Genomic DNA, 26895 nt, shown 5'->3' on the forward strand with positions numbered 1-26895 from the left:
TCCGGATGCGGGAGGCCCAGCCTCCACGCGATCCGGAACTGAAGCCGGCGCTCAGGCCGGCGGATCAGTTTTTTTCCAGCTCTCCCACGGCCGCATCGCCGAGCGCATTGAGCGTCTGTGCGACACGGAACACGCGATCCAGCGCCGCGGCCGATTTGGTGCCCAGCTGGGCCACCTCATGGTCGGAGAACAGGCGCTCGCCCATTTCATCGACCAGGCACAGGCCGACGAATCGCGCACGGAAGTCATCCACCTTGGGCGTGTCGCCGCCATAGGTCTCCTGCTCCCAGCGATCACGGTCGCGGGCCGACATCATCGCCACGCGCACGTTGCCGCCCCATTCGGGTACGGCGACGTCCTCGTGCCGGCGATCCTGTGCGTCCAGGATCTGCTGCTTGCCCAACAGCATCACGGGGTGCCGCCAGCGGCCACGGTGACCAGCGCGAACTCACGCGGCAGCAGGTCCGCAGTGAAGGTCAGCACCTGGTTGGTACCCGGGGCCACGTTGAAGGCGGCGACCTTGGCGACGAAGGTGGCCGCATCGCCGGTGGGCAGCACCATCAGGAAATGCAGGTCGGCATCCGGATCGGCGTCGCGCAGGATCTCCTGGCCTGCCGAGCTGCCGACCGGCCAGCGGTGGCCGGACACCTGCACGGCCTGGCCGCCGGACAGGCCCGCGATGTTCTCCATCTGCTTCGAACGCAGGTTGGTGGCATCGAGGGTGTTGGCCTGGCCGCGGCCGAACGGGAAGGCAGTCAGGCCGTCGATTTCGGTATAGCCGGCCGGATTGTTCGGCGCGGTCGGGGCGGTGCCGGCCTTCACGTACAGCGCGGAGTCCTGGGCGGAAATGGCTTGATTGATGGACATGGTGTTGAATCTCCTGGAAATGAAAAAGCCGCCTTGCGGCGGCTGGGGTTCGGGGTGATCAGGCTCGGGGCTGCCTGCAGTGGGTCATCGTGGCTGGCCCGTCACAGCCACCGGTTGCGTGTTGCGATCGGCAACACGCGGACAACAAAAAAGCCCCCGGCTCGCGCCGGAGGCTTGTATGTCATCGTGGCTGAAAGCTTAGGCTGCGGGTGTGCACCGGTCAATGCAGAAACAGCCCTCTGCACCGCCTTGGGAACGCACTGCCGCACGCCCGCAGCCGCCCGATCCGGCACAGCCGCTGACGCCGCGCTAACCGGCGCAGCACCGACAATGCAGCTCTGTTCCCAGCAACGAGGAAGATGACGATGGCCGAGTGGATCACCCTGGATACGCATCACGGCCCGGTACGGGCCTGGCAGGCCCTGCCGGAAGGCACCGCGCGCGGCGGCCTGGTGGTGGTGCAGGAAATTTTCGGCGCCAATCCGCACATCCGCAGCGTGGCCGAGCGCTTCGCGGCTGAAGGCTATGCGGTGCTGGCGCCCTCGTTCTTCGACCTGCTCGACGGCCCCGACGCCGATCCGGACGCGTTGCCCTACGACGCCGAAGGCGTGAAACAGGGCCTGGAACGGGTTGGCGCGCTGGGCATGGAACGGGCGCTGGAGGTGGTGCGGGCCGCGGCAACCCGGCTGGCACCGCAGGGCAAGGTCGGCACCGTCGGCTACTGCTGGGGTGGCACGGTGGCGATGCTGTCCGCAGTGCGCCTGGGGCTGCCGTCGGTCAGCTACTACGGTGCGCGCAACGTGCAGTTCCTCGACGAAACGCCCAAGGCCCCGGTGATCTTCCACTTCGGTGCCCAGGACCGCAGCATCCCGCCGGAAGCGGTCCAGGCCCACCGTGAGAAGCTGCCGCAGATGGCCACCTATGTCTATCCGGCCGATCACGCCTTCAACCGGGAGGTCGGACATGCGTATGATCCAGACAGCGCCGCCCTGGCGCTGCAACGCACCCTGGACTTCTTCTCGGAGCATCTTGGATGAGCGAATTCGAACTCGATTCACGCCTGGCCACCGATAGCGTGCTGGTGGCGGAAGGACCGTTGTCGCAAGTGCGGCTGATGAACGACGAACGATTCCCCTGGCTGGTACTGGTACCGCGCCTGGCCGGGGTGACCGAGTGGATCGAGCTGGACGGCGAGCAGCAGGACAAGCTGCGCACCGAGCTCAACCGCGCCTGCAAGGCCCTGAAGGGCTCCGACGGGGTGGAAAAGATCAACATCGGGGCGCTGGGCAACATCGTGCGCCAGCTGCACTTCCATGTGATCGGCCGCCATGACGGTGATCCGGCCTGGCCGGGCCCGGTCTGGGGCAGCGGCCCGGCGCACCGTTACGAGCCGGCGGCGCTGGACCAGCATGTCGCCTACTGGAAGGAACGGCTAGGATATCCGGCCCAGTCCTGAGCCTTCGCCGACCCGATGCGATTCAACCTCGTTGCCGCCGTCCTGCTGATCCTGATCGGCCTGTTCATGCTCGCCAGCAATCTCGGCTGGACGCACCTGAACCTGTCCAAGCTGCTGCTGACCTGGTGGCCGGTGGCCCTGGTGGGTGTCGGCATCGCGATGCTGTTCGGTCGCGGCAAATAAGCAAAGGCGGCGCAAGCGCCGCCTTCGCCCATGCAGAGCCGAGCCTTGCTCGGCTCCAGAACAACTCAGGTCCGCGGCAGGGTCACGCCGGTCTGGCCCTGGTACTTGCCGCCGCGATCGCGGTACGACGTCTCGCAGACGTCATCGGCGGCCGCCTGGAAGAACAGCATCTGCGCCACGCCTTCGTTGGCATAGATGCGCGCCGGCAGCGGCGTGGTGTTGCTGAATTCCAGGGTGACGTGGCCTTCCCATTCCGGCTCCAGCGGCGTCACGTTGACGATGATGCCGCAGCGCGCGTAGGTGCTCTTGCCCAGGCACACCACCAGCGTATCGCGCGGAATGCGGAAGTACTCGACGGTACGCGCCAGCGCGAAGCTGTTCGGCGGGATGATGCACTCGTCGGCGGTGATGTCGACGAAGCTGCCCGAGTCGAAATGCTTGGGGTCGACAATCGTCGAGTTGATGTTGGTGAACACCTTGAACTCGCGCGAGCAGCGCACGTCGTAGCCATAGCTGGACGTGCCATAGCTGACGATGCGCTGGCCGTTGGCCTGCTTCACCTGCCCGGCCTCGAACGGCTCGATCATGCCGTGCTGCTCGGACATGCGGCGGATCCAACGGTCACTCTTGATGCTCATGCTTTGTCCTGGGGGTACGAGGGGGCGCGAGGATTCTAGCAGGGGCCCGGCCTGCGCCGGCGGCCCCTGCACCCGCACTTACAGCAGCGACGACAGGATCGGGATCGAGGCCCGTGGGCGCTTGCCGACTTCCTCGATCAGGCGCTGTGCGGCATGGCGGTAGGCCTGGGCCGGCGCCGAATCCGGCTGGGCGACGGTGATCGGGGTGCCTGCATCGCCCTGTTCACGGATGCCGATCTGCAGCGGCAGCGAACCCAGCAGCGGCACGCCGTACTGCGCGGCCATGCGCTCGCCACCGCCCTCGCCGAACAGGTGCTCGATGTGCCCGCAGCTGCTGCAGGTGTGCACCGCCATGTTCTCCACGATGCCCAGCACCGGCACCTCGACCTTCTCGAACATCTTCAACGCCTTCTTCGCATCCAGCGTGGCGATGTCCTGCGGCGTGGTGACGATCACTGCACCGGCCAGCGGAATCTTCTGGGTCAGGGTCAGCTGGATGTCACCGGTGCCCGGCGGCAGGTCGATCAGCAGGAAATCCAGGTCGTCCCACAGGGTATCGTTGAACAGCTGCGTCATCGCCGAGGTGGCCATCGGGCCACGCCAGATCATCGGCGTGTCCTCTTCGATCAGGTAGCCGATCGACATGGTCTCCACGCCGAACGCACGCAGCGGCTCGATGCTCTTGTTGTCCGGGCTTTCCGGGCGGCCGGACAGGCCCAGCATGGCCGGCACGCTGGGGCCATAGATGTCGGCGTCGAGCACGCCCACGCGCGCGCCAAGCTGCTGCAGCGCCACGGCCAGGTTCACCGAGGTGGTGGACTTGCCGACGCCGCCCTTGCCCGAACCGACCGCGATCACGTTGCGGATGCGGGCATGCGGCGTAAGTCCCTTCTGGACCTGGCTGACATGGGGACGGCGGGGAGAACTGTTCACAACGAGCACCGGCGGGGTCAGGGGGATAACCCGACATCATACAAGCTGGACGTAACCTGACTGAAATTCAGGATTGCGACAGATTCGTGCACAGATTGTTAAGTTCATGTTACGTTCGATAAGCACTGTTTTGAGCTGTGGAGCCGGTTGTTCCGGCCCGCGCGATGGCGCATGCGCAGTGCCGTTTTTGTTTTTGCTCTCCAATGGAACTACATGAAACACGTCAGCAATACCGCACGTCGCAACACGCTCACCGTCGCCCTGATTTCCGCTCTGATGGCCGCCGCCCCGGCAATGGCCCAGGACAAGGCGACCAACCTGGACAAGATCACCGTCACCGGTTCGCTGATCCCGCAGACCCAGGTTGAAACCCAGACCCCGGTGATGTCCATCACCGCCGAAGACATCCAGACCCGCGGCTTCAGCAGCGTTGCTGAAGTGCTGCAGCAGTCGTCGCTGACCACCGGCGGCCTGCAGGGTGGCCAGACCTCGGGTGCGTTCACCCAGGGCGCCGAAGCCGCCGGCATGTTCGGCCTGAACCCGGGCTACACCAAGTACCTGATCAACGGCCGCCCGATGCTCTCGTATCCGGCGCTGTACAACGGCAGCGAGTCGTTCAACAACATCAGCGGCATCCCGATCGACATCGTCGAGCGCATCGAAGTCCTGCCGGGCGGCCAGTCGTCGCTGTACGGTTCGGACGCGATCGCCGGCGTGGTCAACATCATCCTGAAGGAACGCATGGACGGCGGCACGATGTCGATCCGTGGCGGCACCTACACCGAAGGTGGTGGCAGCAACATCCGCTTCAGCGCCGCCAAGGGCTTCAACGCGTTCGACGACCGCTTCCACGCGCTGGTCAACGTGCAGATCGAAAACGGCAGCCCGATCTGGGGCTACCAGCGTGACATCACCAAGCAGAACAACCCGGTCGGTTACACCGCGCAGCTGCCGTCGAACGACTTTGCCGTCATCGGCAACGCCGACAACAAGCTGTACATGATGGACCCGACCCGCTGCGCCAACGTGGCAGGCCTGTACGACGGCACCACCACCGTCGGCAAGCGTGCATCGGGCGAATCGTGCGGCTCGGTGTACAGCGCCGGCTACAAGACCCTGAAGAACGGCAAGAACAGCGGCCAGTTCTACTCGTCGATGACCTTCGACGTGAACGACAATTTCCAGCTGTTCGCCGACGTGCTGTACAGCAAGGAAAAGACCGAGTTCACCTCTGGCTCCAGCGCCCTGTGGTGGGGCACCAAGTCGGTGATGGGCGGCTTCTACGACCAGGGCCTGGGCAAGGTCGTGAACCTGCAGCGCGCGTTCGCACCGGAAGAAATCGGCCCGGGCCACTACAACAACATCCTGAACTCCGATGAGAGCCGTTCCTACCAGGTCACCCTGGGCGGCAAGGGCATGGTCGGCGACTGGGACTACAGCGCCAGCTTCACCCGCGGCGAATACCGCCTGGACCAGAACCGCTTCGCGCGCTGGAAGGACAAGATCGAAGGCTTCTTCGGCGACACCGTGCTGGGCCCGCGCCTGGGCACCACCGCCGATGGTTTCGGCATCTACAACCCGAACTACGCCGCGTTCTATTCGCCGATCACCCCGGACCAGTTCGCCAGTTTCACCGGCTATGGCACCCACCGCAGCAAGACCTGGCAGAACCTGGGTCGCGTGCAGGTGACCAACGGTTCGCTGTTCTCCCTGCCGGGCGGCGACGCCGGCCTGGCCGTCGTGCTGGAAGGCGGCAGCGAAGGTTGGGACTACTCGCCCGACCAGGCCTTCATCGATGGCAACGCCTGGGGCGCCAGCGCCGTGGCCGGTGCCGGCCACCGCAGCAACTACGCGGTGACCAGCGAACTGCGCATGCCGGTGTTCGAGTCGCTGACCATCAGCGCCTCGGGCCGCTATGACGCCTTCAAGATCGCCGACAAGACCGTCGACAAGGCCACCTACAGCATCGGCCTGGAATACCGCCCGGTTGAAAGCCTGCTGCTGCGCGGCAAGTACGGCACCGCGTTCCGCGCGCCGACCCTGTCCGATGCCTTCCAGGGCATGAGCGGCTCGTTCGCCTCCGGCCAGAACGATTACTACCGCTGCAGCCAGATGGGTTACGCCCTGCGTGACGAAGCCTGCTCGTTCTACAAGACCACCTCGGTGTACAGCGAAAAGTCCGGCAACCCGGACCTGAAGCCGATCACCGCCGACGTGTGGAGCGCAGGCGTGGTGTGGGCCCCGGTGAGCAACTTCTCGCTGTCGGTCGACTACTACAACTGGAAGATCAAGAACGAGGTCAAGACGCTGAGCACCGACCAGCTGCTGCTGGCCGAGTACCAGTGCCACAACGGCCTGCCGAACAACACCTCGGCCAGCTGCCAGAACGTGACCGACTGGGTGACCCGCGACGCCGGTGGCAACCTGACCCGCGTGTACACCCCGAAGCTCAACGTGGCCAGCCAGAACCTGGAAGCGGTGACCGTCGGTGCCAAGTACCAGCAGGATCTGGGCCGCTTCGGTTCGCTGATGTTCTCCGGCAACTACACCAACATGCTGAAGCGTGAAGTGGTGGCCCTGCCGGGTGCGCAGAAGCTGGACCTGCTGAGCGATCCGTACAACATGTGGTACTACGACAACTTCGCCAAGGTCCGTGGCGACGTGTCGGTGGGCTGGGCCATCTCCAAGTTCACCACCACCGTGTACGCCAACTACGTCGGCAGCACCCCGAACTACCTGGCCTACACCGGCCGCAGCTATGACTATGTCCACTCCTCCGGCGCCAAGGCCGGCAAGTGGGGCTCATACACCACGTACAACATGAGCCTGAACTACCAGGCGCAGGACGATCTGACCCTGTCGCTGATGGTCAACAACGTGTTCAACAAGCTGCCGGAAGGCCAGCGCTACAACTACCCGGGCAACGAATCGACCCCGTTCAACGACGGCTTCTACAGCGTCTACGGCCGTCAGATCTCGGCCCAGGTCAAGTACGACTTCTAATCCCCGTCGTATTCCGGACTCCGTGTCTGGACCAGGCCCCGCTTCGGCGGGGCCTTTTTTTTTGGAGCGCTGAACGCCTCGACCGGCCTGCAGCAAAAAGCGTGATCGACACCGCACAAACATCTGCGTTCAAGGGAACGCCGGTGGATCACAACGCATTGATTCTGAAGGGACATTCGCAACGTCGACATGCTCCCTTGCACGTCGCCATCTTTTGAAACATGCCAAAACAAATCACCTTACCCATTGATTCAGAAGCTTTTTTCCGCTCTACGGACGCACGTGGATGTGACAGGCCCGTGTTGGCAACGTTAACGACGTGTTACGGTCGACCTGAATGGAATCACACTGAACGAATCATTAATGCGCAGGGAGTGCGCCGCCAAGACATTGCTCACTACGGGGATCCACCATGTCTCGCCAACGTTCCACGCTGTCGCGCCACCCTCTGACCCTCGCCCTGCTCGGCACCCTCCTGGCCTCTGGTACCGCCCTGGCCCAGGACGGCAATGCGCCGACCCAGCTTGACCGTGTGACCGTCACCGGATCGCTGATTCCGCAGACCGAGATCGAGAACCACACGCCGGTCCTGACCGTCACCGCCGAGGATATCCAGACCCGCGGTTTCACCAGCGTCGCCGATGTCCTGCAGCAGTCCTCGCTGTCCACCGGCGGCCTGCAGGGCGGCCAGACCTCCGCATCCTTCACCCAGGGCGCCGAAGCGGCCGGCATGTTCGGCCTCAGCCCGGGCTACACCAAGTACCTGATCAACGGCCGCCCGATGCTCTCGTATCCGGCGCTGTACAACGGCGGCGATACCTTCAACAACATCAGCGGCATCCCGATCGACATCGTCGAGCGCATCGAGATCCTGCCGGGCGGCCAGTCCTCGCTGTACGGTTCGGACGCGATCGCCGGCGTGGTCAACATCATCCTCAAGGAGCGCATGGATGGCGGCGTGCTCAATGTGCGTGGTGGCGCCTACAGCGAAGGCGGCGGCAACAGTTTCCGCCTCAGCGGTGCACGCGGCTTCAATTCGAAGGACGACCGCTTCCATGCACTGGTCAACGTGCAGTATGAAAAGACCAGCCCGATCTGGGGTTACCAGCGTGACCTGACCAAGGTCAACAACCCCGACGGCTACAGCCCGCAGTACGTCTCCAATGATTTCCTGGTTCTGCTGCCGGCCGCCAACAACCGCTACGCGATGATGGACCCGAACCTGTGCGCCAACGTGGCGGGCCAGTTCGACGGCACCACCGTGCTCGGCACCCGGCCGACCGGCCAGGCCTGCGGCTCGGTCTACGGCACCGGTTACAAGACCATCAAGAACGGCAAGGAAAGCGGGCAGATCTACAGCTCGGCCACCTTCGACGTGAACGACAATTTCCAGCTGTTCGGCGATGCGCTGTACAGCCTGGAAGAGGTCAAGTACGCAACCGGTTCCGGCTACACCTGGTGGGGCACCTCCTCGGGGTGGGGCCGCTTCTATGACCAGGCCAGCGGCCAGTACATGAACCTGCAGCGCGTGTTCGCGCCAGAGGACATCGGTGGCGGTGGTTACCGCGACATCATGAACACCGACCGCAACAAGGCCTACCAGGTCACCCTCGGCGGCCGCGGGACCGCAGGCAACTGGGACTACAGCCTCAGCTTCACCCGTGGCGAGTACAAGCTGACCGAGCGCAATTTCGTGCGCTGGAACGACCCGATCAACGATTACTTCGAGCAGCGCGTGCTGGGCCCGGTACTGGGCACCACCAGCACCGGCTATGACATCTACAGCCCGAACTGGGAAGCGTTCTATGCGCCGCTGCCCGCCGGCGACTTCCAGAGCTTCACCGGCTACAGCTACAGCGAAAGCCGCACCTGGCAGAACCTGGCCCGTGCCCAGGTCACCAATGGCTCGCTGTTCAAGCTGCCCGGTGGCGATGCCGGCTTCGCCGTGGTTGTCGAAGGTGGCAGCGAAGGCTGGGATTACACGCCCGACCCGGGCCTGATGGACGGCAGCGTGTGGGGCACCACCGCCGTGTCCGGTGCCGGCCATCGCAGCAACTACGCGGTGACCACCGAACTGCGCATGCCGCTGCTGGAAACGCTGACCGTCACCGGTTCCGGCCGCTATGACGCCTTCAAGATCGGCAGCAACACCGTCGACAAGGCCACCTACAGCGTCGGCATCGAGTTCCGTCCGATCGAAAGCCTGTTGTTCCGCGGCAAGTACGGCACCGCCTTCCGCGCACCGACCCTCTCCGATGCCTTCCAGGGTCGCAGTGGTTACTACGCCAACGGCTCCACCGACTACTACCGCTGCGGCCAGCTGGGCTACGACCCGGCCAACACCACCGGCTGCCCGTACGACAGCGTCTCGGTGTTCGGCACCCGCTCGGGCAACCCGGACCTGGAGCCGATCACCGCCGATGTCTGGAACGCAGGCGTGGTCTGGGCACCGATCAACAACCTGTCGCTGTCGGTCGACTACTACAACTGGAAGATCAAGAACGAGGTCGACACGCTCAGCTCCGACCAGCTGCTGCTGGCCGAGTACTACTGCCGCAACGGCCAGTCCAACAACACCTCGGCCAGCTGCCAGAACGTCAGTGACTGGATCACCCGTGATGCATCGGGCGTGCTCGATGAGATCTACACGCCGAAGATGAACGTCGCCCGCCAGAACCTGGAAGCGCTGACCGCCAGCTTCAAGTACGTGCAGGACATCGGTCGCTTCGGCTCGCTGCAGTTCTCGGCCAACTACACCGACATGCTCAAGCGCAAGCTGCAGCCGCAGCCGGGTGACGAGTACCTGGACCTGCTGCACGACCCATACGCGATGTGGGTGTACGACTCGTACGCCAAGGTGCGCGCGGACGGCTCGATCGGCTGGGCCAAGGACAACTGGACCACCACCCTGTACGCCAACTACATCGGCAAGACGCCGAACTACATGGCTTACGTGGGCAATGGTTATGACTACGTCCACAGCTCCGGCTACAAGGCTGGCAAGTGGGGCTCCTACACCACCTACAACCTGAGCGTGAACTACCGCGCGATGGAGAACCTGACCCTGTCGCTGATGGTCAACAACGTGTTCAACAAGATGCCGGACAACCAGCGCTACAGCTACGCCGGCACCAGCGGCCAGCCGTACAACAACTACCTGTACAACGCCTACGGGCGCGCGATCTACGTGCAGGCCAAGTACGCGTTCGGCGTGAAGTAATCCAGCAACCGTAGCAACGGAAAAGCCCCGCCATGGCGGGGCTTTTTCGTGTCCAGCATGACCGTCCGGAAGAACAGGCCCTGGTACACCAGGGCCTGCCGATTTCCGGCCCTTCCGCTCAGCGGAAGCTGTAGCGCAGGCTGGCCATGTAGCGACGGCCCAGCGCGTCCAGCACGTACGGGAACGGACCGATGTCGTCGGACAGGTTCAGCACCGACAGGTTCACGCGTGCGTTGTCGGTCAGGCGGTAGCTGACATTGGCATCCCAGGTCGTCCAGCTGTCACGCTTGAAGTACTGCCGGCTTTCCGGGGTTGCAGTCAGGCTGAACTGCGAGCCGCTGGTGTAGTTGGACGTAACGCCATAGCTCCACTTGCCGATGGCATGCTGCGCCGTCCAGCGGAACTGGCGCTTGGGCTCGTCGAACGTACCCACGCGCTCCACGAACGGCACATCCGCGTTGGCGGCCTGGCCACGGTTCTTCGGCATGTAGCCGTAGAAGCCCAGTGCCACCTGGCCGAATCGGCCCATGTCCCAGTTGTAGTCCACTTCGGCCGTCCAGCCGCGGAACATCAGCACCGGGCCATTGCCGTACTCGGTACGGATATCGGTGGCCGCACCACTCAGCGGATTACGCGTCACCAGGCTGCAGAAGCGGTTGGCGTTGGGCACGTCGGAGGCATTGAAGTCCGGGTTGTCGAAGCAGCCGGTGATGATGTCGGTCGGGCTGAGGCTGGTGATCACATCGGTGATCTTGATGTCATACCAGTCGGCCGCGACCCGCAGGCCCTTCGCCCAGTCCGGTGCGAACACGATGCCCGCTGTCCAGGACTTTGCCTTCTCGTTCTTCAGGCCGGTATAGCCGTTGACCGAGCCGAGGGTGTTGGTCGGCGACGCCTGGAACGTTGCCGGGTCCGCACCCGGGTAGGCCTGGAAGAAGGCTTCGCAGTTGCGGCGGCGAATCGCGGGATTGGTGCCGCCGTTGATGGCCGACACCGAGCACACTTCCGGGATGTTGTAGTACGCAGGCTGCAGCGAGGTGTAGAGCTCGGCAATCGAAGGTGCACGCAGCGACTGGGTCTTGCTGCCGCGCAGCTGGATTCCCGCGAACGGCTCGTACTGGATGCCATAGGTGTACGCATTGAAGCCACCGGCCACCGAGTTGACCACACGGCGGCCCTTCAGGGTCACGTCCAGGCGGTGCAGGCCCGGCAGATCCCAGTCGGGATTGAACAGCGGTGCAAGGAACTCGGCGAAGATTTCATTGGTGTGATAGTCGCCCTTGGCGCCCTGGATCGGCACCGAACGCCCCTGCCCCAGCCGCTGGTACTCGCTCGGAGTAAATGAACCTTCTTCGCGACGATGCTCCACGCCTGCGGCGAAGGAGAACTCGCCGCCCGGCAGGTCGAACAGGCCACCGGTCACCGACGCGTTGAACACAGTCTGGCGCGTCCGTGCCTTGGCCAGGGTCGGCGTCGACACATAGGCCAGTGCTTCAGGCGATGCCTGGTTCTCGCCGAACAGGTTCAGCGGGCGGCAGTTCGGATCGGCAGTGGTGCCCGGGGCGGATGCATCACAGACGATGTTGCCGCTGGCATCGCGCTTCACGTTGAGCGCATTGATGAAGTTCTGCTGGATCAGGCCGGTTCCCTTGTAGTCGAAGTCGCCTCGACCGTGGGTCACGCTGGTTTCCCAGTTGAAGCGGCGCTCGCCGATATCGAAGAAGCCGTCCAGGCCGAGCACGATGCGGCTCAGGCGCGTATCGGTGCTGGCGTTGTTCATGCTCAGGTCGCGCGAGGAGCGCGACAGGCGGAACGAGGTGATGCCGTTCTCAGCCAGGATGCGGCGCGACTCGGCACTGAGGAACGGATTGTTCGCGCTGAACAGCATCGCGCCGCTCTGGTCACCACTGCCATCGGGGTTTGCGGCACCAAAGCCGGCGGCGTTGTAGACGTTCTGGTCCAACGTCTCGCGCGCGGTGGCGCTGTAGTGCGACAGTTCGAAGAAGCCACGCACGTTGTCGTTGAAGTCGAAGCTGCCGGTCGAATAGACCGTACGGCGTTCGAGGTCAGCGATCAGCGGGACGGTCTCATTGAGGTTGAGGCCATCGCCACCGGACGCATTGCCGCTGGGATAGGAGATGCCCGGATCGAAGGCAACCAGGTCGCCCTTGTTGTTGAAGTGCCAGAGCTTGTTGTTCGGGCCGAAGCCGTTCAACTCACCCGTGGCATTACGCTGGTAGCTGCGCCGCACCTGGATGTCCGATGGCATGATCAAGCCACCGAAGGTCATGCTGGAGATGCGCCGGTTGCGGATCCAGACCTGGTCGGCGATGCCGTCAGCCGGCCCGGTATTGAACGGGATGCTGGGATCGATGCGGCCGTCATTGCCCGGGGTACGCCATGGTTGGAAGCGCGCCACGTTCGCTGCCGTCGGATTGGTCTGCAGGCTGTAGCCGTTGCGGTAGAAGTCGCGCTGGAGCGCGTTCACGCCTTCGCTGTTGTCCAGTTCGGCAGCGATGGTGAAGTGGCCACGACCATCGGCGAAACCGCTGCCGAAAATGGCGGACCACGAGTAACGGTCATTGTCGTTCTTGGTGGTCCTGCCAAAGCCGATCTCAACTTCAGCGCCTTCAAACTTGTCACGCAGGATGATGTTGTTCACGCCGGAGATGGCGTCGGAACCATACGTGGGGGCGCCACCGATGCTCAGACTTTCCACACGCTCGACCATCACGGTCGGGATCGAGTTCATGTCGACCTGGATGCCCGAGCCACCGCCCGCACCGAACACGGTTGGCGGTGCGGAGGTCACGAAGCGGCGACCGTTGACCAGGGTCAGCAGGCGGTTGCTGCCGAGACCGAAGCGGCTGGCGAAGTTCACGCCTGCGCCGAAGCCGGCCTGATCACCGCGCGAGGAGACGCCGGCAGAAACACCGGGAATCTTGGTCAGCGCATCGATCAGGTTGGTGTGCCCGTACGCCTCGATGTCCTGGCGGGACACCACGGCGGCCGGTTCCAGGGTGTCATAGCCGGCGCGGTAGATGTGCGAGCCCGTTACCGTGATGCGGTCCAGCTGGGTGGCCGCGGCTTCATTGGAAGCCTTCTTCGCGCTCTCGGCAGTCTCCTTGGCAGCCTCTCCCTCCTGCGCGAAGGCAGGCAGGGCGACGGCAAGCAGGATGGCCGAGGTGAGCGCGAGACTCAACGGATTACGGGGTAGTGGGCGAGTCTTCTCCATGTCTCTCTCTCTGAAAGTGAAGGCATAAAAAGCTCTGCATCGGCAAGACAGAGGAAAAGTAGTCAGCAACTGTTCACGTGCCGATAACGGAATTCATACACAGATCGACACGAAACGGCAACATTCAGCAAAAGTTCAATTTCATATGACACACCGTGGAATAGAGCATGAGGGCGTGAGCTGGCCCGAGGATTTCTCCAATAATCCTTTCCAATCAGCACCTTGAGTCGACACCACCAGAACCCGCGGCAACCATCGCACGCCCTGGACAGGGTTCCGGACACGTCCTGTCCCGGCAGCCATCCAGCGCCTGCATCCTCGGCAACTGCGAACACGGATTCATAATCAATTCACCCAATGCAACTGGAGAGGGCCGGCCTTCGTTCGGCGCTTCGGCGGAGCCTGGGGTGCCCTTCTGCGCCGCCCTTCTGGCGTCTGTGCGCCCCTTGCGCAGGGGCATGACCTTCGACACCCTTGCAGGTCTGGCCGGCGGCGTATCGTTCGGCCCACGGTCGCACCTGCGGCCACTCCCTGACTCACTCGGCCTGGAGGCCATTCAAGTGACCCGTACTCCCAAGATCGTGCTGCTGACCCTGGCCGTTTCGGCCGCGCTGGTTGGCTGCGGCAAGACTGAAACCCCGGCCAAGGACGCCGCCGCCTCCGCCCCGGCCACCGCCGAAGCCACCAACTACACCTTGGACGACAGCAAGCTGCCGGCCTACAACGCCTTCCAGCCGAGCGACCTGGACACCACCAAGGACGCCTGCACCGCCTTCGGCGACTACGTCAACAGCAAGTGGCTGGCCGCCAACGAAATCCCGGGCGACCGCACCAGCTGGGGCGCGTTCACCATCCTCGACGAGCGCTCGGTGGCCGTGCAGCACCAGCTGGCCGAACAGGTCGCGCAGGTCAAGAATCCGAACCACATCGAGAAGATCGTCGGTGACCTGTGGGCCACCGGCATGGACGAGGCAAAGATCAATGCCCAGGGCATCGAGCCGCTGAAGGCCGACCTGGCTGCGATCGACGGCCTGCAGGACAAGGCGGCCATCGCCAACTACCTGCGCACCAGCGCCGCCAAGGGTGACAACATCCTGTTCGGCTTCGGCGCCGAAGCGGACTTCAAGAACTCCGCCATGAACATGGCCTATGCCAGCCAGGGCGGCCTGGGCCTGCCGGATACCACCTACTACACCGATGCCAAGAACGCCGACAAGCTGAAGGCCTACCAGGCGCACGTCGCCAAGGTGCTGGAGCTGTCCGGCGTGGCCGCGGCCGATGCGGCCAAGCAGGCCGAGGACGTGGTCAAGTTCGAAACCCGCCTGGCCAAGGCCTCCAAGTCGCGCGTGGAGCTGTCGCGCAACGTCGAGCTGTACTACAACCCGGTCACCCTGGCCGACGCCGACAAGCTGACCCCGAACTTCAGCTGGACCGAGTTCTTCAAGTCGCAGGGCGTGGCCGCGCCGGAGAAGTTCTCGCTGGCCATGCCGGCCTTCCATGAGGAAGTGAGCAAGTCGCTGGCCGACACCGATCCGTCGGTGTGGCGCGCCTACCTGCGCTTCCACACCGTGGACAGCGCCTCGCCGTACCTGGCCGATGCCTTCGTGCAGGAGAACTACGAGTTCTACGGCAAGACCCTCAACGGCCAGAAGGAACAGAAGCCGCGCTGGAAGCGCGTGCTGGGCACCATCGAGAATGATGCCGGTGAAGCCTTCGGCCAGCTGTACGTGAAGGTTGCCTTCTCGCCGGAAGCCAAGGCGAAGATGGAAGAACTGGTGAAGAACCTCGCCGCCTCGCTGAAGGACCGCATCCAGGGCCTGAGCTGGATGAGCGAAGAAACCAAGGCCAAGGCCATCGCCAAGTGGGAAACCTTCACCCCGAAGATCGGTTACCCGGACAAGTGGCGTGACTGGGCGGGCCTGCAGACCCAGCGCGACAGCTTCCTGGGCAACGTGCGCGCGGCCAACGAGTTCAACTACAAGTTCAACCTGTCCAAGATCGGCAAGCCGGTGGACAAGACCGAGTGGGGCATGACCCCGCAGACCGTCAACGCCTACTACAACCCGCTGCAGAACGAGATCGTGTTCCCGGCCGCCATCCTGCAGCCGCCGTTCTTCGACCCGAAGGCCGACGACGCGCTGAACTACGGCGGCATCGGTGCGGTGATCGGCCATGAAATGACCCACGGTTACGACGACCAGGGCGCACGCTTCGGGCCGACCGGCAACATGGAAGACTGGTGGACCCCAGCCGACAAGAAGAACTTCGAAGGCCTCACCGGCAAGCTGGTCAAGCAGTTCGACCAGTACAAGGTCGACGGCCAGGCAGTGAACGGCCACCTGACCCTGGGCGAGAACATCGCCGACCTGGGCGGCCTGGCCACCGCCTACGACGCCCTGCAGAAGGCCACCGCCGGCAAGGAAGATGCGAAGGTCGACGGCTTCACCCGCGACCAGCGCTTCTTCTTCAACTGGGCCACCGTGTGGCGCACCAAGTACACCCCGGAAAACGCCAAGGTCCGCCTGGCCACCGACCCGCACGCCCCGGCGCAGTTCCGCGCCATGGGTGCGCCGTCGAACCTGCCGACCTTCGCTGCCGCGTTCCAGTGCAAGGCCGGTTCGCCGATGGCCCGCACCGGCGAGCAGCAGGTGGTGATCTGGTAAGCCACGGCTGACGCTGCGGCAGACCTGCAAAGGCCCGGGAATTCCCGGGCCTTTGTTTTTCCGGGGTGTTTTTCATCCACGCATGGCGTGGATCTACTGATCTCGGCACTCCCCGGTAGCGGCCGACCTTGGTCGGCGAAAGCAGCGTGATGCGTGCATGCCGCGCCCATGCCCGGCTTGCTATAGTGCGCGCGCCCTCAATCCATCACGGATTCGTTCCACATGCCCAATTTCCGTCCGCTTGCCATCGCCCTGGGCATCAGCCTGGCGACCCTGGTCCCGACCCACGATGCGTTCGCCGCCGCCAAGAAGAAGGCCGCGCGCGCCCCGGCCGTCAGCGCCCAGTGCAGCGACTTCTACGACGCCACCAATGCAGGCTGGCTGAAGGCCAACCCGGTGCCGCAGACCGGTGCCACCACCGCGCTCGGCCAGCTGGTCGACCGCAGCCGCCAGCAGCAGCGTGAACTGCTCGACGCCGCAATGAAGTCGCCGCAGGGCAACGTGCAGAAGCTGCTGGGCGACTTCTGGGCCAGCGGCCTGGACGAAGCCGCCGTGGAAGCGGACGGTTCCAACCCGATCGCGCCGCTGCTGACCCGCATCAACGCCATCAAGAAGGCCAAGGATGTGCCGGCCTCGATCGCCGCGCTGCACCAGATCGGCATCCCGGTCGCCTTCAACTTCGGCCCGGACGTCGACCTGAAGGCACTGGACCGCCACATCGGTTACTTCATGCAGGGCGGCATGGGCCTGCCGGATCCGGCGTTCTATACCCGCACCGACGCCGACACCGTGGCGCTGATGGGCCGCTACCGCAACTACGTCAAGCAGATCCTGGCGCTGACCGGCACCCCGGCGGCCAAGCTGGATGCCGAATCGCAGTCGGTCATCGCGCTGGAGACCGAGCTGGCGCGCAATGCGCAGTCGCTGGCCGGCATCAACAACCCGTTCAACAACTACGCGCCGATCTCCACCAAGGAGCTCAACAGCCGTTACCGCAACCTGCAGCTGGACGCGTTCCTGAAGGCACAGGGCGTGGACGACGACCTGGTCTCGCTGGCCGACCCGGGCCTGTTCAAGCAGCTCGATGGCATGGTCACCAAGCTCAAGCCGGACCAGTGGAAGGCCTACCTGCGCTGGCGCGTGGGCGACTCGATGGCGCCGTACCTGTCCAAGGCCTACCGCGACGCAGAGTTTGAGTTCCGTGGCGGCGTGCTGCGTGGCGAAACCCTGCCGCCGCAGCGCTGGGAAGACGTGCTGGACGCGATCAACGTGGCCGCCGGCCCGATGGTCGGCCGCGAGTATGCGGCCCGTTACCTGTCGGCCGAAGACCGTCGCCAGGCGGCGTGGATCGTCGACAAGCTGCGCGAAGTGCAGATCGAGGCGGTCAAGAACAACAGCTGGATGAGCGCCGAAGCCAAGACCGAAGCGCAGGCCAAGCTGGCCGCGCTGAAGATCGAGATCGGCACCCCGCTGCGCGACCTCGACTACAGCGTGCAGCCGATGGGCCGCGGCTCGTTCGGCGGCAACATGCTGATCGCTTCGACCTGGCGCCACCGCGAGGAAATGAAGCGCATCGGCAAGGGCAACGCCGACCGCCGTTGGGATGTGCTGCCGCAGCAGCCGTCGCTGGCCTACGACCTGGCACAGAACCGCCTGATCGTCACCGCCGCGATCCTGCAGGGCCCGGTGTTCAACGCCAAGGCCGACGCCGCCGACAAGTTCGGCAGCTTCGGTGGTCTGGTCGGCCATGAGCTGACCCGTGCGATCGACGCCAAGGGCGCGCTGGTCGACGCCAAGGGCGAACTGCGCAGCTGGTGGACCCCGGCCGACAAGACCGCCTGGACCCTGCTCGGCAACCGCGTGGCCGCGCAGTACAGCGCCTACGACTTCCCGGGCGTGAAGGGTGCCAAGGTCAACGGCACGCTCACCCAGGAAGAGAACCTGGCCGACATCGCCGGCCTGGAGCTGGCCTGGGCGGCCTATACCGCGCAGGAGCCGAAGGCCAAGCAGGCGCAGCAGCAGGGCTTCTTCCGCGCCTGGTCGACCCTGTGGGCACAGCAGCTGTCGCCGAACGAAGCGGTGCGCCGCCTGACCGCCGACATCCGCGCGCCGGGCCTGTGGCGCAGCAATGGCACGCTGGCCAATCTGCCGGCCTTCGGTGCCACCTTCAGCTGCAAGGCCGGCCAGCCGATGCAGCGCAGCGAAGCCGACCAGATCAAGGTCTGGCGCTGAGCCAACCGCCGTACCCGTAATACAGAGGGCGCCTTCGGGCGCCCTTTTTTTGCGGGTGCAGCACGATCCCGGGTTAACACCGCGCATGCTATCGCTGCGCCTTCGTCCATCGCGGAGCCCCGACATGGCACACAAGAACACGATCTGTGTCTGGTACGACAACGGCGCGCTCGAGGCCGCCACCTTCTACGCCAGCATCCTGCCCGACAGTGCGGTGACCGCCGTGCATCACGCCCCCGGTGACTTTCCGGACGGCAGGGAAGGCAACGTGCTGACAGTCGAGTTCACGGTCTGCGGCATTCCCTGCGTCGGCCTCAACGGCGGCACCGCGTTCAAGCACAGCGAAGCGTTCTCCTTCCAGATCCAGACCGAGGACCAGGCCGAAACCGACCGCCTGTGGAATGCGATCGTCGGCAACGGTGGCCAGGAGAGCCAATGCGGCTGGTGCAAGGATCGCTGGGGCATCTCCTGGCAGATCAGCCCACGCATGCTGATCGAAGCGGTGACCAGCAAGGACAAGGCATTGGCCAAGCGCGCCTTCAACGCGATGATGCCGATGAAGAAGATCGACATCGCCACCATCGAAGCGGCAATCAAAAAAGGGGACGGAGGGGATTAAGTCGTTTCTCCCCATCCCTGTGCGCAGATGCAGATTGCGACTTAATCCCCTCCGTCCCCTTTTTGCGAGGTGCTGATGACCTGGGATGCGATCGTCGTTGGTGGTGGCCACAACGGCCTGGTCTGCGCGGCCTATCTGGCGCGCGCTGGAAAGAAGGTGCTGGTGCTGGAACGTCGTGGCGTTCTCGGCGGTGCCGCAGTCACCGAGGAGTTCCATCCCGGCTTCCGCAACTCGGTGGCGTCGTACACGGTGTCATTGCTGCAGCCAAAGGTGATCGACGACCTGCAGCTGCATGCGCATGGGCTGCGCATCGTCAATCGTCCGGCCAACAACTTCCTGCCGCTGGAGGATGGTCGTTACCTGCTGTCGGCCCCGGGCCGCACCCAGGCCGAGGTCGCGAAGTTCTCCGAGCGGGATGCGCAGCGGCTACCCGAATACGAAGCGCGCCTGGAGATCTTCGCCGACGTGCTGCGCGCGTGGGCTCTGCGCGCGCCACCGGATGTCGGCGTTGCCGGTGGTTGGCGCGCGCTGCCTGCGCTGTGGCAGATGGGCCGTCTCGGTCGTGAACTGGCGACGCTGGATGCCTCGCTTCGGCAAGAACTGCTGGACCTGTTCACGCTGTCGGCCGCCGAGTACCTGGACCGCTGGTTCGAGAACGAGCCGATCAAGGCGCTGTTCGGCTTCGATGGCATCGTCGGCAACTACGCAAGCCCGTATACACCGGGCAGTGCCTACGTACTGCTGCACCACGTATTCGGCCAGTGCAATGGCGTGAAAGGTGCATGGGGCCACGCGATCGGCGGCATGGGCGCAATCAGCCAGGCGATTGCGGCCTCGGCACGCGAGGCCGGTGCGGAACTGCGCGTGGAGGCCGGGATGCAGCGCGTGCGGATTGAACAGGGCCGCGCGGTGGGTGTGGAACTGGCCAACGGCGAGATCCTGCGCGCACGCGCGGTGGTCGCCAACGTCAATCCGAAGCTGCTGTACGAACAATTGCTGGAACCGGCACAGGTACCCAACGCAACGCGCGAACGCATGGCGAACTGGCGCTGCGGTTCGGGCACGTTCCGGATGAACGTGGCGCTGTCGCGGCTGCCGGATTTCAGCGCCCTGCCCGGCCCCGGCGATCACCTCAGCGCCGGCATCATCATGGCACCCAGCCTGGACTACATGGACCGCGCCTGGCTGGACGCGCGCCGCGACGGCTGGTCGCGCGAACCGATCGTGGAGATGCTGATCCCCAGCACGCTGGACGATTCGCTGGCGCCGCCCGGGCAGCATGTGGCCAGCCTGTTCTGCCAACACGTGGCGCCGGTGTTGCCTGAAGGCCGCCATTGGGATGATCACCGGGAGACCGTGGCCGACCTGATGATCGCCACCGTCGAACGGCATGCGCCCGGCTTCACCGCCAGCGTGCTCGGTCGGCAGGTGCTGTCGCCGCTGGATCTGGAACGCACCTTCGGCCTGGTCGGCGGCGACATCTTCCACGGCGCACTGAGTGCCAACCAGTTGTTCTCGGCGCGGCCGATGGTCGGCCAGGCCGGCTATCGCGGCGCCCTGCCCGGGCTGTACCTGTGCGGTTCGGGCACCCATCCGGGCGGCGGCGTCACCGGCGCACCGGGGCACAATGCCGCGCAGGTGGTGTTGCAGGATGGGTAGGTGCCAACCTTGGTTGGCACAGAGCGGCAGAGCGAACGCCAACCAAGGTTGGCACCTACCGCGTCAAATGATCCTTCGGATCATTTGACGCTGCGCAGATGGTTCGGGCGCTTCGGTGGGCCGGGCGGGCGGCGCTTGTTGAACGGCGACTGCCCCCGCCAGTAGCGGATCAGCAACCAGCCGAACAGCATGCCGCCCAGGTGCGCGAAGTGGGCCACGCCCGGCTGCCAGCCGGTCATGCCCAGCACCAGCTCACCCACGCCGAACAGGATCACAAAGGTCCGTGCCTTCATCGGGATCGGCGGGAACAGCAGCATCACCCGCTGGTTGGGGAACAGCATGCCGTAGGCCAGCAGCAGGCCGAACACGCCGCCGGAAGCGCCCAGCACCGTGGCCGGGTTTTCCAGCAGCGTCCCCACCAGCAGCTGGCAGACACCGGCACCGGCCACGCACACCAGGTAGTACAGCAGGAAGCGCTTCTCGCCCCAGGTCTGCTCCAGCGGCGCGCCAAACATGAAGACCGCCAGCATGTTGAAGAACAGATGGCCGAAGCTGCCATGCAGGAAGCCGTAGGTCAGCAGCTGCCAGGGCTGGAAGTTGCCGCCCGGCGAGAATGCGTCGAAGCCCTGCTGCAACGGTTGCAGCATGAAGGGCTCGAAGGTCTGCATGCCGAGCAGGAACGGCTGCTGCAGCAGGAACAGGATCGCGTTGGCGATCAGCAGGGCCTTGGTGACGGTTGGCAGTCGCGGGAACATGGGAGCACCGGCATGGAACGGCCTCCATCATAGCCGCAGCATCGTGTCTTGTTGGCGACCCGCAGGTCCGGCCTGTTCAGTCGCCAGCGATGCTCAGCCCGGGCCCCACACGGCCGCGTCCAGCGCCGCCGCCGGATCGGTCGCCGGCATCCGCACCCGGCCGTTCTCCACCACCACGCCCTCGGCGCGCAACCGCTGTGACTGCTCGCGCCAGCCGGCCGACCCTTCTTCCATGGCAATGCGCCCATCCGAGCGCAGCACGCGGTGCCAGGGCAGGTCCGGGTCGTCGTTCTGGCCAAGGATGCGCGCGGTCAGGCGTGCACGCCCGGGCAGGCCTGCACGCATCGCCACCTGGCCGTAGCCCATCACCTGCCCCGCCGGGATCGCGCGGATCACCGCCAGGATGCGCGCACGCGCCTGCTCCGGCGTCAGCGCCGCAGGCGGGTCACCAGCAGAACGCCGATCAGCACCAGCACGGTGCCGGCGATCTGCGCCGGCCCCATCGGTTCGTCGAGCAGCCATAGGCTCATCACGATCGTGGAAACAGGGCCCAGCATACCGACCTGCGCGGCCAGCGACGAACCCACGCGCTGCACCGCCAGCATGATCGCCAGCACCGGCAGCACCGTGCACACGGTGGCATTGACCAGCGACAGCCACTGCACCGGTGCCGGTGCCTGCCACAGCAGTGGCAGCGGATGGGTCACCGCGAAATGCAGCAGCACCAGCACGCTGGCCACGCAGCTGGCATAGGCGGTCAGCCGCACCGCCCCGATGCGCGCGACCACCTGCCCACTGCCGAACAGGTACAGCGCATAGCTGAGCGCGCTGCCCAGCACCAGCAGGCTGCCGACGATGATCTGCCCACCCTCGCGCTGCAGGTCATGGCCGAAGGCCAGCAGCACGCCCAGGTAGCTCAGCACCAGCGCGCCGATCTGCCAGCGGCCCGGTCGCTGGCGCGCCAGCAGCACGTTGATCAGCAGCACCAGGGTCGGGTTCAAGTACAGGATCAGCCGTTCCAGGGTCACGCTGATGTACTGCAGCCCCTGGAAGTCGAGCAGGCTGGACAGGTAGTAGCCGGTGAAGCCCAGCCACAGCACGCGGGTACGGTCAGCCCAGGACAGCGGCTCGGCCCGGCGCGCGGCCCACACGGCCATCAACGCGAACAGGGGCAGCGCCATCAGCATGCGTAGCGCGAGCAGCGTGGTGGCATCCACGCCATGGCGCAGCCCGAGCTTGACGATGATCGCCTTGCCGGAAGCAGCGATGGCGCCGATCGCGGCCAGGCCGATACCCCCCAGCGCGATGCGAGGGGAGGCGGTAGCGATACGGGAAGCGGTGTTGGACATCAGGACGACGGCGGGCCGCGTGGAGCGGCTGGGAAAAGCGTGGGGGCGGCCATTGTCGCATGGGGGCGTCCGGTGCCCGCCCCGGTAGCGCTGAGCGTGCCCGAATGCCGCCTTCTGTAGAGTCGAGCCATGCTCGACTGCTTTCGCACGGCAGTCGAGCATGGCTCGACTCTACAACCGCAGGTCAGCGCATCAGCACCACTTCCTCGGCCGAGGTCGGGTGGATCGCCACGGTGTCGTCGAACTGGGCCTTGGTCGCGCCCATCTTCACCGCCACCGCGAAGCCCTGCAGGATCTCGTCGGCCGCTTCACCCAGCAGGTGGATGCCCACTACCCGTTCGTCCGGGCCGGCGCAGACCATCTTGAACAGGCTGCGCTGGGTGCCGTTGGCCAGCGCCTGCAGCATCGGACGGAAGCGGCTGTGGTACACGCTCACCTGCTCGAAACGCGCGCGCGCTTCCTCTTCGCTCATGCCCACCGCGCCGAGCGGCGGATGCGAGAACACCACGCTGGCCACATTCCCGTAATCCATCTTCGACTGCGGGCGCCCCCCGAACAGCCGATCCATCAGCCGCCGCGATGCGGCTACAGCCACCGGCGTCAATCCGACCTTGCCGGCGATGTCACCCACCGCATGCACGCTCGGCACGCTTGTGGTCTGCCATTCGTCCACCTGCACCTGCTGGTGTTCGCCGATGCCGATGCCGAGCGCTTCCAGGCCAAGGTCACGACTGTTGCCGCGGCGGCCGGTCGCGAAGAACACGGCATCGAACACGTTGTCGAGCGGGCCGTCGTTGCCGAACGCGCGCACGCGTTCGCCATCGCGCTGCAGCTCGCGCAGGCGGTAGTCGAAATGGATGCGCACGCCCTGCTGCTTCAGGTTCTCGGCCAACTGGTCGGTCAGCTCGTAGTCGAAGCGCTCCAGCAGCCGCTTGCCGCGCACCAGCAGGCTCACGCGGCTGCCGAGTGCCTGCAGCAGGCCAGCCAGTTCCACCGCGATGTAGCCACCGCCGATGATCGCCACCTCGGCCGGCGCTGCACGCAGGTCGAAGAAATCATCGGAGACCAGGCCAAGTTCGGCACCGGGAATGTCGGGGCGCAGCGGATGCGCGCCGGTGGCGATCAGGATGTGCTCGGCGCTGTAGCGCACGCCATCGCTGCAGGCCACGGTATGCGCATCAAGCAGATGACCACGTGCCGGAATGCGCACCACGCCGGTTTCGTCCAGGCGCTTGTGGTAGCTGGTATGGATGTTGCTGATGTAGGCCTGGCGATGGATCACCAGTTCCTTCCACGACAGCGCCGGGCGCGCTTGAACATCGAACCCCATCGCGCTGGCCAGGCCGATGCGCTCATGCAGGTCAGCCGCCAGCCACATCGCCTTCTTCGGCACGCAGCCAACATTGACGCAGGTCCCGCCCAGCTCACCGGGTTCCAGCATTGCCACGCGCTTGCCGTGCTGCGCGGCGCGGATCGCACCGGCCAGGCCGGCGGAGCCGCCACCAAGGACGATCAGGTCGTAATCATAGGATGCAGTGCTCATCGGAATCGCTCGGGTCGGTAAGGGGCAGGATCGATCGCTGGCGTGCGGCCGCAGACGAGATCGGCGATCAGCTGGCCGGTGCCGGCGCTCATGCTGATGCCGAGCATGCCATGCCCCGCTGCAAGCCAGACGTGAGGATGCGCGGGCGCGCGGCCGATCAGCGGCACGTCGTCCACGCTCATGGGGCGCCACCCGCACCACTGCTCCTGCAGCTGCGCACCGCGCGGCGCGCGCAGGTAGTGGTCGGCGGCCTGCTGCAGGGCCTGCAGGCGACGCGTGCGCAGCTGCGGGTCGGCGCCGGCGAACTCCATGGTGCCGCCCAGGCGCAGCGCGTCGCGCCAGGCAATCACGAACACGGAATGATCCTTCAGCACGACCGGACGCTGCGGCACCTGCTCCGGTCGTGACCAGGTCAGCGAATAGCCCTTGCCGGGCTGGATCGGCACGCGCAGGTCCAGCTGCCGTGCCCAGTCGCGCGACCACGGGCCGGTGGCCAGCACCAGCTCACGCGCCCGCACGGTCTGCTGGCCGGCCTGCACGCGTACGCCCTGCGCATCGTCACTGAATCCCTGCACGTCCACCTGTTCGTCGATCACTACGCCCTGCGCGCGCAGCACGCGCGCCAGCTCAGCGGTGTAGCGGTCCGGACGCAGCTGCGCATCGCCAGGAAAGTGGATCGCACCGGCGAGGCGATCATGGAACGCGGGATTGTCGCGCGCATAGTCGCCGCCATCGATGCAGGCCGTGACAATGCCCTGCGCGTTCAGCGCCTCGCACTCGGCCGCATGATGGTCGAAGTTGCGGGCGTCACCGAACACATAGTCCAGCCCGCGCGCAGCGAATTCGCAGTCCAGCGCATGCGTCTGCACCCAATGGGCCAGGCGCAGCCGTGAATCATTCAACAACGCGCCGCGTGCCCGTGTGGAGTGCAGCCAGTCGCGCGCATTGCAGCGCGCCCCGAACTGCAGCAACCAACGCCACAGCGTCGGATCCAGCCGCGTACGCACGTACAACGGCGCACGCGGATCGAGCATCCAGCGCAGCGCACGCAACGGCACGCCGGGGGCCGCCAGCGGTGGCGCATGGCTGGGCGTGACGGTGCCGCAGTTGCCATGCGACGTCGCACCGCCGACGCGCCCACGGTCGATCACCCGCACCTGCCGCCCCTGCGCACGCAGCGCGAGCGCGGCGGCCAGTCCAATGGCACCGGCGCCGACCACGATCACGTCCTCGTGTGCGCCCTGCATCGATCAGCCCTGCGCGGCCCCACGCCGCATCGGTGGCCATTGCCGATAGGTCATCGCACGCCATACCCACTCGATCGGGCCGAAGCGGAAATGACGCAGCCACAGGTGCGAAATCACCACCTGGGCGGCAAACAGCAGCAGCGCGAACAGCAGCTGCACGCTGCGCGGCATCATCTCGAACCTGCCCAGCCCATAGTGGTAGAAGGTCCAGGTACACAGCAGCGACTGGCCAAGATAGTGGGTCAACGCCATGCGCCCCACCGGCGCCAGCCACGCCAGCCGCGTGCGCCAGTGCACGATCCACGCCAGGTAGCCCAGGCACATCGGCAGCCCGCCAACCGTGACCAGGGCCATCGCCGCCGTCACTGGCAGGTTGTACGCGCCGGGGGCCAGGTAGGGTTTCCAGGCGACCCCCAGCAGCGTGACCAGCAGGCCCAGCGGCAGTGCGATCCAGCGCAGCGACGCGTACAGCCGCGGGAAGCGCTCCGGCGTCGCCAGCGCACCACTCCTGGCGAACCAGCTACCGATCAGGAACATGCCCAGCACTTCCGGGCCGGTGATCAGCAGCGCGCCCATCGAGGTGCCGAACTCGCTCAGGCGCTGCACGGTGGCCTGCGCCCAGCTGCCCTGCCCGTACACCTGCCGCTGCAGGTCGATGCTCTGCTGCGCCTCGGCAAGCATGCCCCGCACCTCTTCGGCCGAAGCCATCGACACCATCGCGCCCACCAGCAGCATCATCGCTACACCGCCGAGGTAGACGATCACGCCCATCCACGGCAGCCAGCTGCGCGGCGCCTCGCGGCAGGCCAGCAGCGGCAGCGAGATCAGTGCATACATCACCAGGATGTCACCGGACCAGACCAGCAGTGCATGGCACAGGCCGATCAGCAGCAGGCCGGCGCTGCGGCGCAGGTAGAACGGGGTGAAGTCGCGCCCGGCCACCTCGGCGCGTTGCGCCATCACCGCAAAGCCGGCGCCGAACAGCAGCGAGAACAGGGTGAAGAACTTCCCCTGCACGAACACGTAGACGAAGGCGTCGGCCCAGTAGTCGATGCCCCGCCAGTGCACGTCGATGCCGGTGAAGGCCAGATCCAGCGGGCCACTGAAGGCCTCGATGTTCATCAGCAGGATGCCCAGCAACGCGGCACCGCGCAGCACGTCCAGCACGGCGATGCGTTCGCCGGAAGCCACCGGCTGCAGGGAAGGAAAAGCGGCGTTCACGGGGGGTCCGTCGGACAGGTCCGCCATTATGCCGCCGGCCCGTGCACCATGGATGGCCGCGCCGTGTTCCAC

At 65.5% G+C, this 26895-nt stretch carries 20 protein-coding genes; 9 read left to right on the plus strand and 11 right to left on the minus strand.

Annotated features, from left to right (window positions below; genetic code table 11):
* Positions 1–64: 64 nt before the first annotated feature.
* Together ACXI0D_RS02255 and ACXI0D_RS02260 are read right to left on the minus strand one after the other, a co-directional pair.
* Positions 65–409, minus strand: a complete 345-nt coding sequence (locus ACXI0D_RS02255) for a hypothetical protein (protein WP_014037991.1) — start codon at positions 407–409, stop codon at positions 65–67.
* Positions 409–867, minus strand: a complete 459-nt coding sequence (locus tag ACXI0D_RS02260; RefSeq protein ID WP_014037992.1) for a hypothetical protein — start codon at positions 865–867, stop codon at positions 409–411. The genes ACXI0D_RS02255 and ACXI0D_RS02260 overlap by 1 nt, the downstream gene beginning before the upstream one ends.
* A gap of 365 nt (positions 868–1232) precedes the next feature.
* Here ACXI0D_RS02260 and ACXI0D_RS02265 point away from each other — a divergent pair, with 365 nt between their 5' ends.
* Genes ACXI0D_RS02265 through ACXI0D_RS02275 form a run of 3 tightly spaced genes read left to right on the plus strand, consistent with a single transcriptional unit; the run spans position 1233 to position 2506 of the window.
* Complete coding sequence (locus ACXI0D_RS02265) at positions 1233–1904, plus strand: dienelactone hydrolase family protein (protein ID WP_049445708.1); 672 nt, start codon at positions 1233–1235, stop codon at positions 1902–1904.
* Positions 1901–2323, plus strand: a complete 423-nt coding sequence (locus tag ACXI0D_RS02270) for an HIT domain-containing protein (protein ID WP_014037994.1) — start codon at positions 1901–1903, stop codon at positions 2321–2323. The genes ACXI0D_RS02265 and ACXI0D_RS02270 overlap by 4 nt, the downstream gene beginning before the upstream one ends.
* 15 nt (positions 2324–2338) lie before the next feature.
* Complete coding sequence (locus ACXI0D_RS02275) at positions 2339–2506, plus strand: LiaI-LiaF-like domain-containing protein (RefSeq protein ID WP_005418011.1); 168 nt, start codon at positions 2339–2341, stop codon at positions 2504–2506.
* Positions 2507–2571: 65 nt separating this feature from the next.
* On the opposite strand, the gene dcd is transcribed toward ACXI0D_RS02275, so the two are convergent.
* Both dcd and apbC read right to left on the minus strand, forming a co-directional pair.
* Positions 2572–3144, minus strand: coding sequence for a dCTP deaminase (dcd, locus tag ACXI0D_RS02280; protein WP_014037995.1), 573 nt, complete (start codon positions 3142–3144; stop codon positions 2572–2574).
* A gap of 78 nt (positions 3145–3222) precedes the next feature.
* Positions 3223–4077: an iron-sulfur cluster carrier protein ApbC gene (gene apbC / locus ACXI0D_RS02285; RefSeq protein WP_049445600.1), complete on the minus strand. Its 855-nt coding sequence runs from the start codon at positions 4075–4077 to the stop codon at positions 3223–3225.
* Between the two features lie 213 nt (positions 4078–4290).
* Between apbC and ACXI0D_RS02290 the strand changes: the two genes are divergently transcribed.
* Together ACXI0D_RS02290 and ACXI0D_RS02295 are read left to right on the plus strand one after the other, a co-directional pair.
* Positions 4291–7080 carry a TonB-dependent receptor plug domain-containing protein gene (locus ACXI0D_RS02290; protein WP_049445602.1) on the plus strand — a complete coding sequence of 930 codons (2790 nt, stop codon included), beginning with the start codon at positions 4291–4293 and terminating at the stop codon, positions 7078–7080.
* 412 nt (positions 7081–7492) lie between these two features.
* Positions 7493–10300, plus strand: a complete 2808-nt coding sequence (locus ACXI0D_RS02295) for a TonB-dependent receptor domain-containing protein (protein WP_049445604.1) — start codon at positions 7493–7495, stop codon at positions 10298–10300.
* A gap of 118 nt (positions 10301–10418) precedes the next feature.
* On the opposite strand, the gene ACXI0D_RS02300 is transcribed toward ACXI0D_RS02295, so the two are convergent.
* Positions 10419–13535 carry a TonB-dependent receptor domain-containing protein gene (locus tag ACXI0D_RS02300; RefSeq protein WP_049445606.1) on the minus strand — a complete coding sequence of 1039 codons (3117 nt, stop codon included), beginning with the start codon at positions 13533–13535 and terminating at the stop codon, positions 10419–10421.
* 560 nt (positions 13536–14095) lie between these two features.
* Here ACXI0D_RS02300 and ACXI0D_RS02305 point away from each other — a divergent pair.
* The 4 genes from ACXI0D_RS02305 (at position 14096) to ACXI0D_RS02320 (ending at position 20708) form a co-directional block, all read left to right on the plus strand.
* Positions 14096–16198 carry a M13 family metallopeptidase gene (locus ACXI0D_RS02305; protein WP_049445607.1) on the plus strand — a complete coding sequence of 701 codons (2103 nt, stop codon included), beginning with the start codon at positions 14096–14098 and terminating at the stop codon, positions 16196–16198.
* Between the two features lie 222 nt (positions 16199–16420).
* Positions 16421–18430 carry a M13 family metallopeptidase gene (locus ACXI0D_RS02310; RefSeq protein WP_119006577.1) on the plus strand — a complete coding sequence of 670 codons (2010 nt, stop codon included), beginning with the start codon at positions 16421–16423 and terminating at the stop codon, positions 18428–18430.
* A 124-nt stretch (positions 18431–18554) separates the two neighbouring features.
* Positions 18555–19049, plus strand: coding sequence for a VOC family protein (locus tag ACXI0D_RS02315; RefSeq protein ID WP_119006578.1), 495 nt, complete (start codon positions 18555–18557; stop codon positions 19047–19049).
* 75 nt (positions 19050–19124) lie between these two features.
* Positions 19125–20708 carry a phytoene desaturase family protein gene (locus ACXI0D_RS02320; protein ID WP_479642262.1) on the plus strand — a complete coding sequence of 528 codons (1584 nt, stop codon included), beginning with the start codon at positions 19125–19127 and terminating at the stop codon, positions 20706–20708.
* Positions 20709–20788: 80 nt separating this feature from the next.
* Here ACXI0D_RS02320 and ACXI0D_RS02325 read toward each other — a convergent pair whose 3' ends face one another.
* The 6 genes from ACXI0D_RS02325 to ACXI0D_RS02350 form a co-directional block, all read right to left on the minus strand.
* The gene (locus tag ACXI0D_RS02325; RefSeq protein WP_032128229.1) at positions 20789–21463 is read right to left on the minus strand and encodes a rhomboid family intramembrane serine protease; all 675 of its coding nucleotides are present in this window, start codon (positions 21461–21463) and stop codon (positions 20789–20791) included.
* Between the two features lie 93 nt (positions 21464–21556).
* Entirely contained in the window at positions 21557–21985 is a 429-nt protein-coding gene (locus tag ACXI0D_RS02330) for an MGMT family protein (protein WP_406753028.1), read from the minus strand.
* On the minus strand, positions 21892–22812 hold the full coding sequence (locus ACXI0D_RS02335; protein WP_049445615.1) for a DMT family transporter: 921 nt from the start codon (positions 22810–22812) through the stop codon (positions 21892–21894). Before ACXI0D_RS02335 ends, ACXI0D_RS02330 begins: the two co-directional genes overlap by 94 nt.
* A gap of 184 nt (positions 22813–22996) precedes the next feature.
* A complete protein-coding gene (gene gorA, locus ACXI0D_RS02340; RefSeq protein ID WP_049445616.1) occupies positions 22997–24355 on the minus strand; it encodes a glutathione-disulfide reductase in 1359 nt (452 codons plus the stop codon).
* Entirely contained in the window at positions 24352–25602 is a 1251-nt protein-coding gene (locus ACXI0D_RS02345; protein WP_049445618.1) for an NAD(P)/FAD-dependent oxidoreductase, read from the minus strand. The genes gorA and ACXI0D_RS02345 overlap by 4 nt, the downstream gene beginning before the upstream one ends.
* Before the next feature lie 3 nt (positions 25603–25605).
* The gene (locus ACXI0D_RS02350; RefSeq protein ID WP_119006580.1) at positions 25606–26850 is read right to left on the minus strand and encodes a DUF418 domain-containing protein; all 1245 of its coding nucleotides are present in this window, start codon (positions 26848–26850) and stop codon (positions 25606–25608) included.
* Positions 26851–26895: the final 45 nt, after the last annotated feature.

The organism is Stenotrophomonas sp. C9D9 (assembly GCF_056491205.1).

Bases quoted from the DNA above. Each gene is read 5' to 3' on its own strand.
- ACXI0D_RS02255 (WP_014037991.1), bottom strand. From the start codon at position 409: ATGCTGTTGGGCAAGCAGCAGATCCTGGACGCACAGGATCGCCGGCAC.
- ACXI0D_RS02260 (WP_014037992.1), bottom strand. From the start codon at position 867: ATGTCCATCAATCAAGCCATTTCCGCCCAGGACTCCGCGCTGTACGTG.
- ACXI0D_RS02265 (WP_049445708.1), top strand. From the start codon at position 1,233: ATGGCCGAGTGGATCACCCTGGATACGCATCACGGCCCGGTACGGGCC.
- ACXI0D_RS02270 (WP_014037994.1), top strand. From the start codon at position 1,901: ATGAGCGAATTCGAACTCGATTCACGCCTGGCCACCGATAGCGTGCTG.
- ACXI0D_RS02275 (WP_005418011.1), top strand. From the start codon at position 2,339: ATGCGATTCAACCTCGTTGCCGCCGTCCTGCTGATCCTGATCGGCCTG.
- dcd (WP_014037995.1), bottom strand. From the start codon at position 3,144: ATGAGCATCAAGAGTGACCGTTGGATCCGCCGCATGTCCGAGCAGCAC.
- ACXI0D_RS02290 (WP_049445602.1), top strand. From the start codon at position 4,291: ATGAAACACGTCAGCAATACCGCACGTCGCAACACGCTCACCGTCGCC.
- ACXI0D_RS02295 (WP_049445604.1), top strand. From the start codon at position 7,493: ATGTCTCGCCAACGTTCCACGCTGTCGCGCCACCCTCTGACCCTCGCC.
- ACXI0D_RS02300 (WP_049445606.1), bottom strand. From the start codon at position 13,535: ATGGAGAAGACTCGCCCACTACCCCGTAATCCGTTGAGTCTCGCGCTC.
- ACXI0D_RS02310 (WP_119006577.1), top strand. From the start codon at position 16,421: ATGCCCAATTTCCGTCCGCTTGCCATCGCCCTGGGCATCAGCCTGGCG.
- ACXI0D_RS02315 (WP_119006578.1), top strand. From the start codon at position 18,555: ATGGCACACAAGAACACGATCTGTGTCTGGTACGACAACGGCGCGCTC.
- ACXI0D_RS02320 (WP_479642262.1), top strand. From the start codon at position 19,125: ATGACCTGGGATGCGATCGTCGTTGGTGGTGGCCACAACGGCCTGGTC.
- ACXI0D_RS02325 (WP_032128229.1), bottom strand. From the start codon at position 21,463: ATGTTCCCGCGACTGCCAACCGTCACCAAGGCCCTGCTGATCGCCAAC.
- ACXI0D_RS02330 (WP_406753028.1), bottom strand. From the start codon at position 21,985: ATGGCTGCTCGACGAACCGATGGGGCCGGCGCAGATCGCCGGCACCGT.
- ACXI0D_RS02335 (WP_049445615.1), bottom strand. From the start codon at position 22,812: ATGTCCAACACCGCTTCCCGTATCGCTACCGCCTCCCCTCGCATCGCG.
- gorA (WP_049445616.1), bottom strand. From the start codon at position 24,355: ATGAGCACTGCATCCTATGATTACGACCTGATCGTCCTTGGTGGCGGC.
- ACXI0D_RS02345 (WP_049445618.1), bottom strand. From the start codon at position 25,602: ATGCAGGGCGCACACGAGGACGTGATCGTGGTCGGCGCCGGTGCCATT.
- ACXI0D_RS02350 (WP_119006580.1), bottom strand. From the start codon at position 26,850: ATGGCGGACCTGTCCGACGGACCCCCCGTGAACGCCGCTTTTCCTTCC.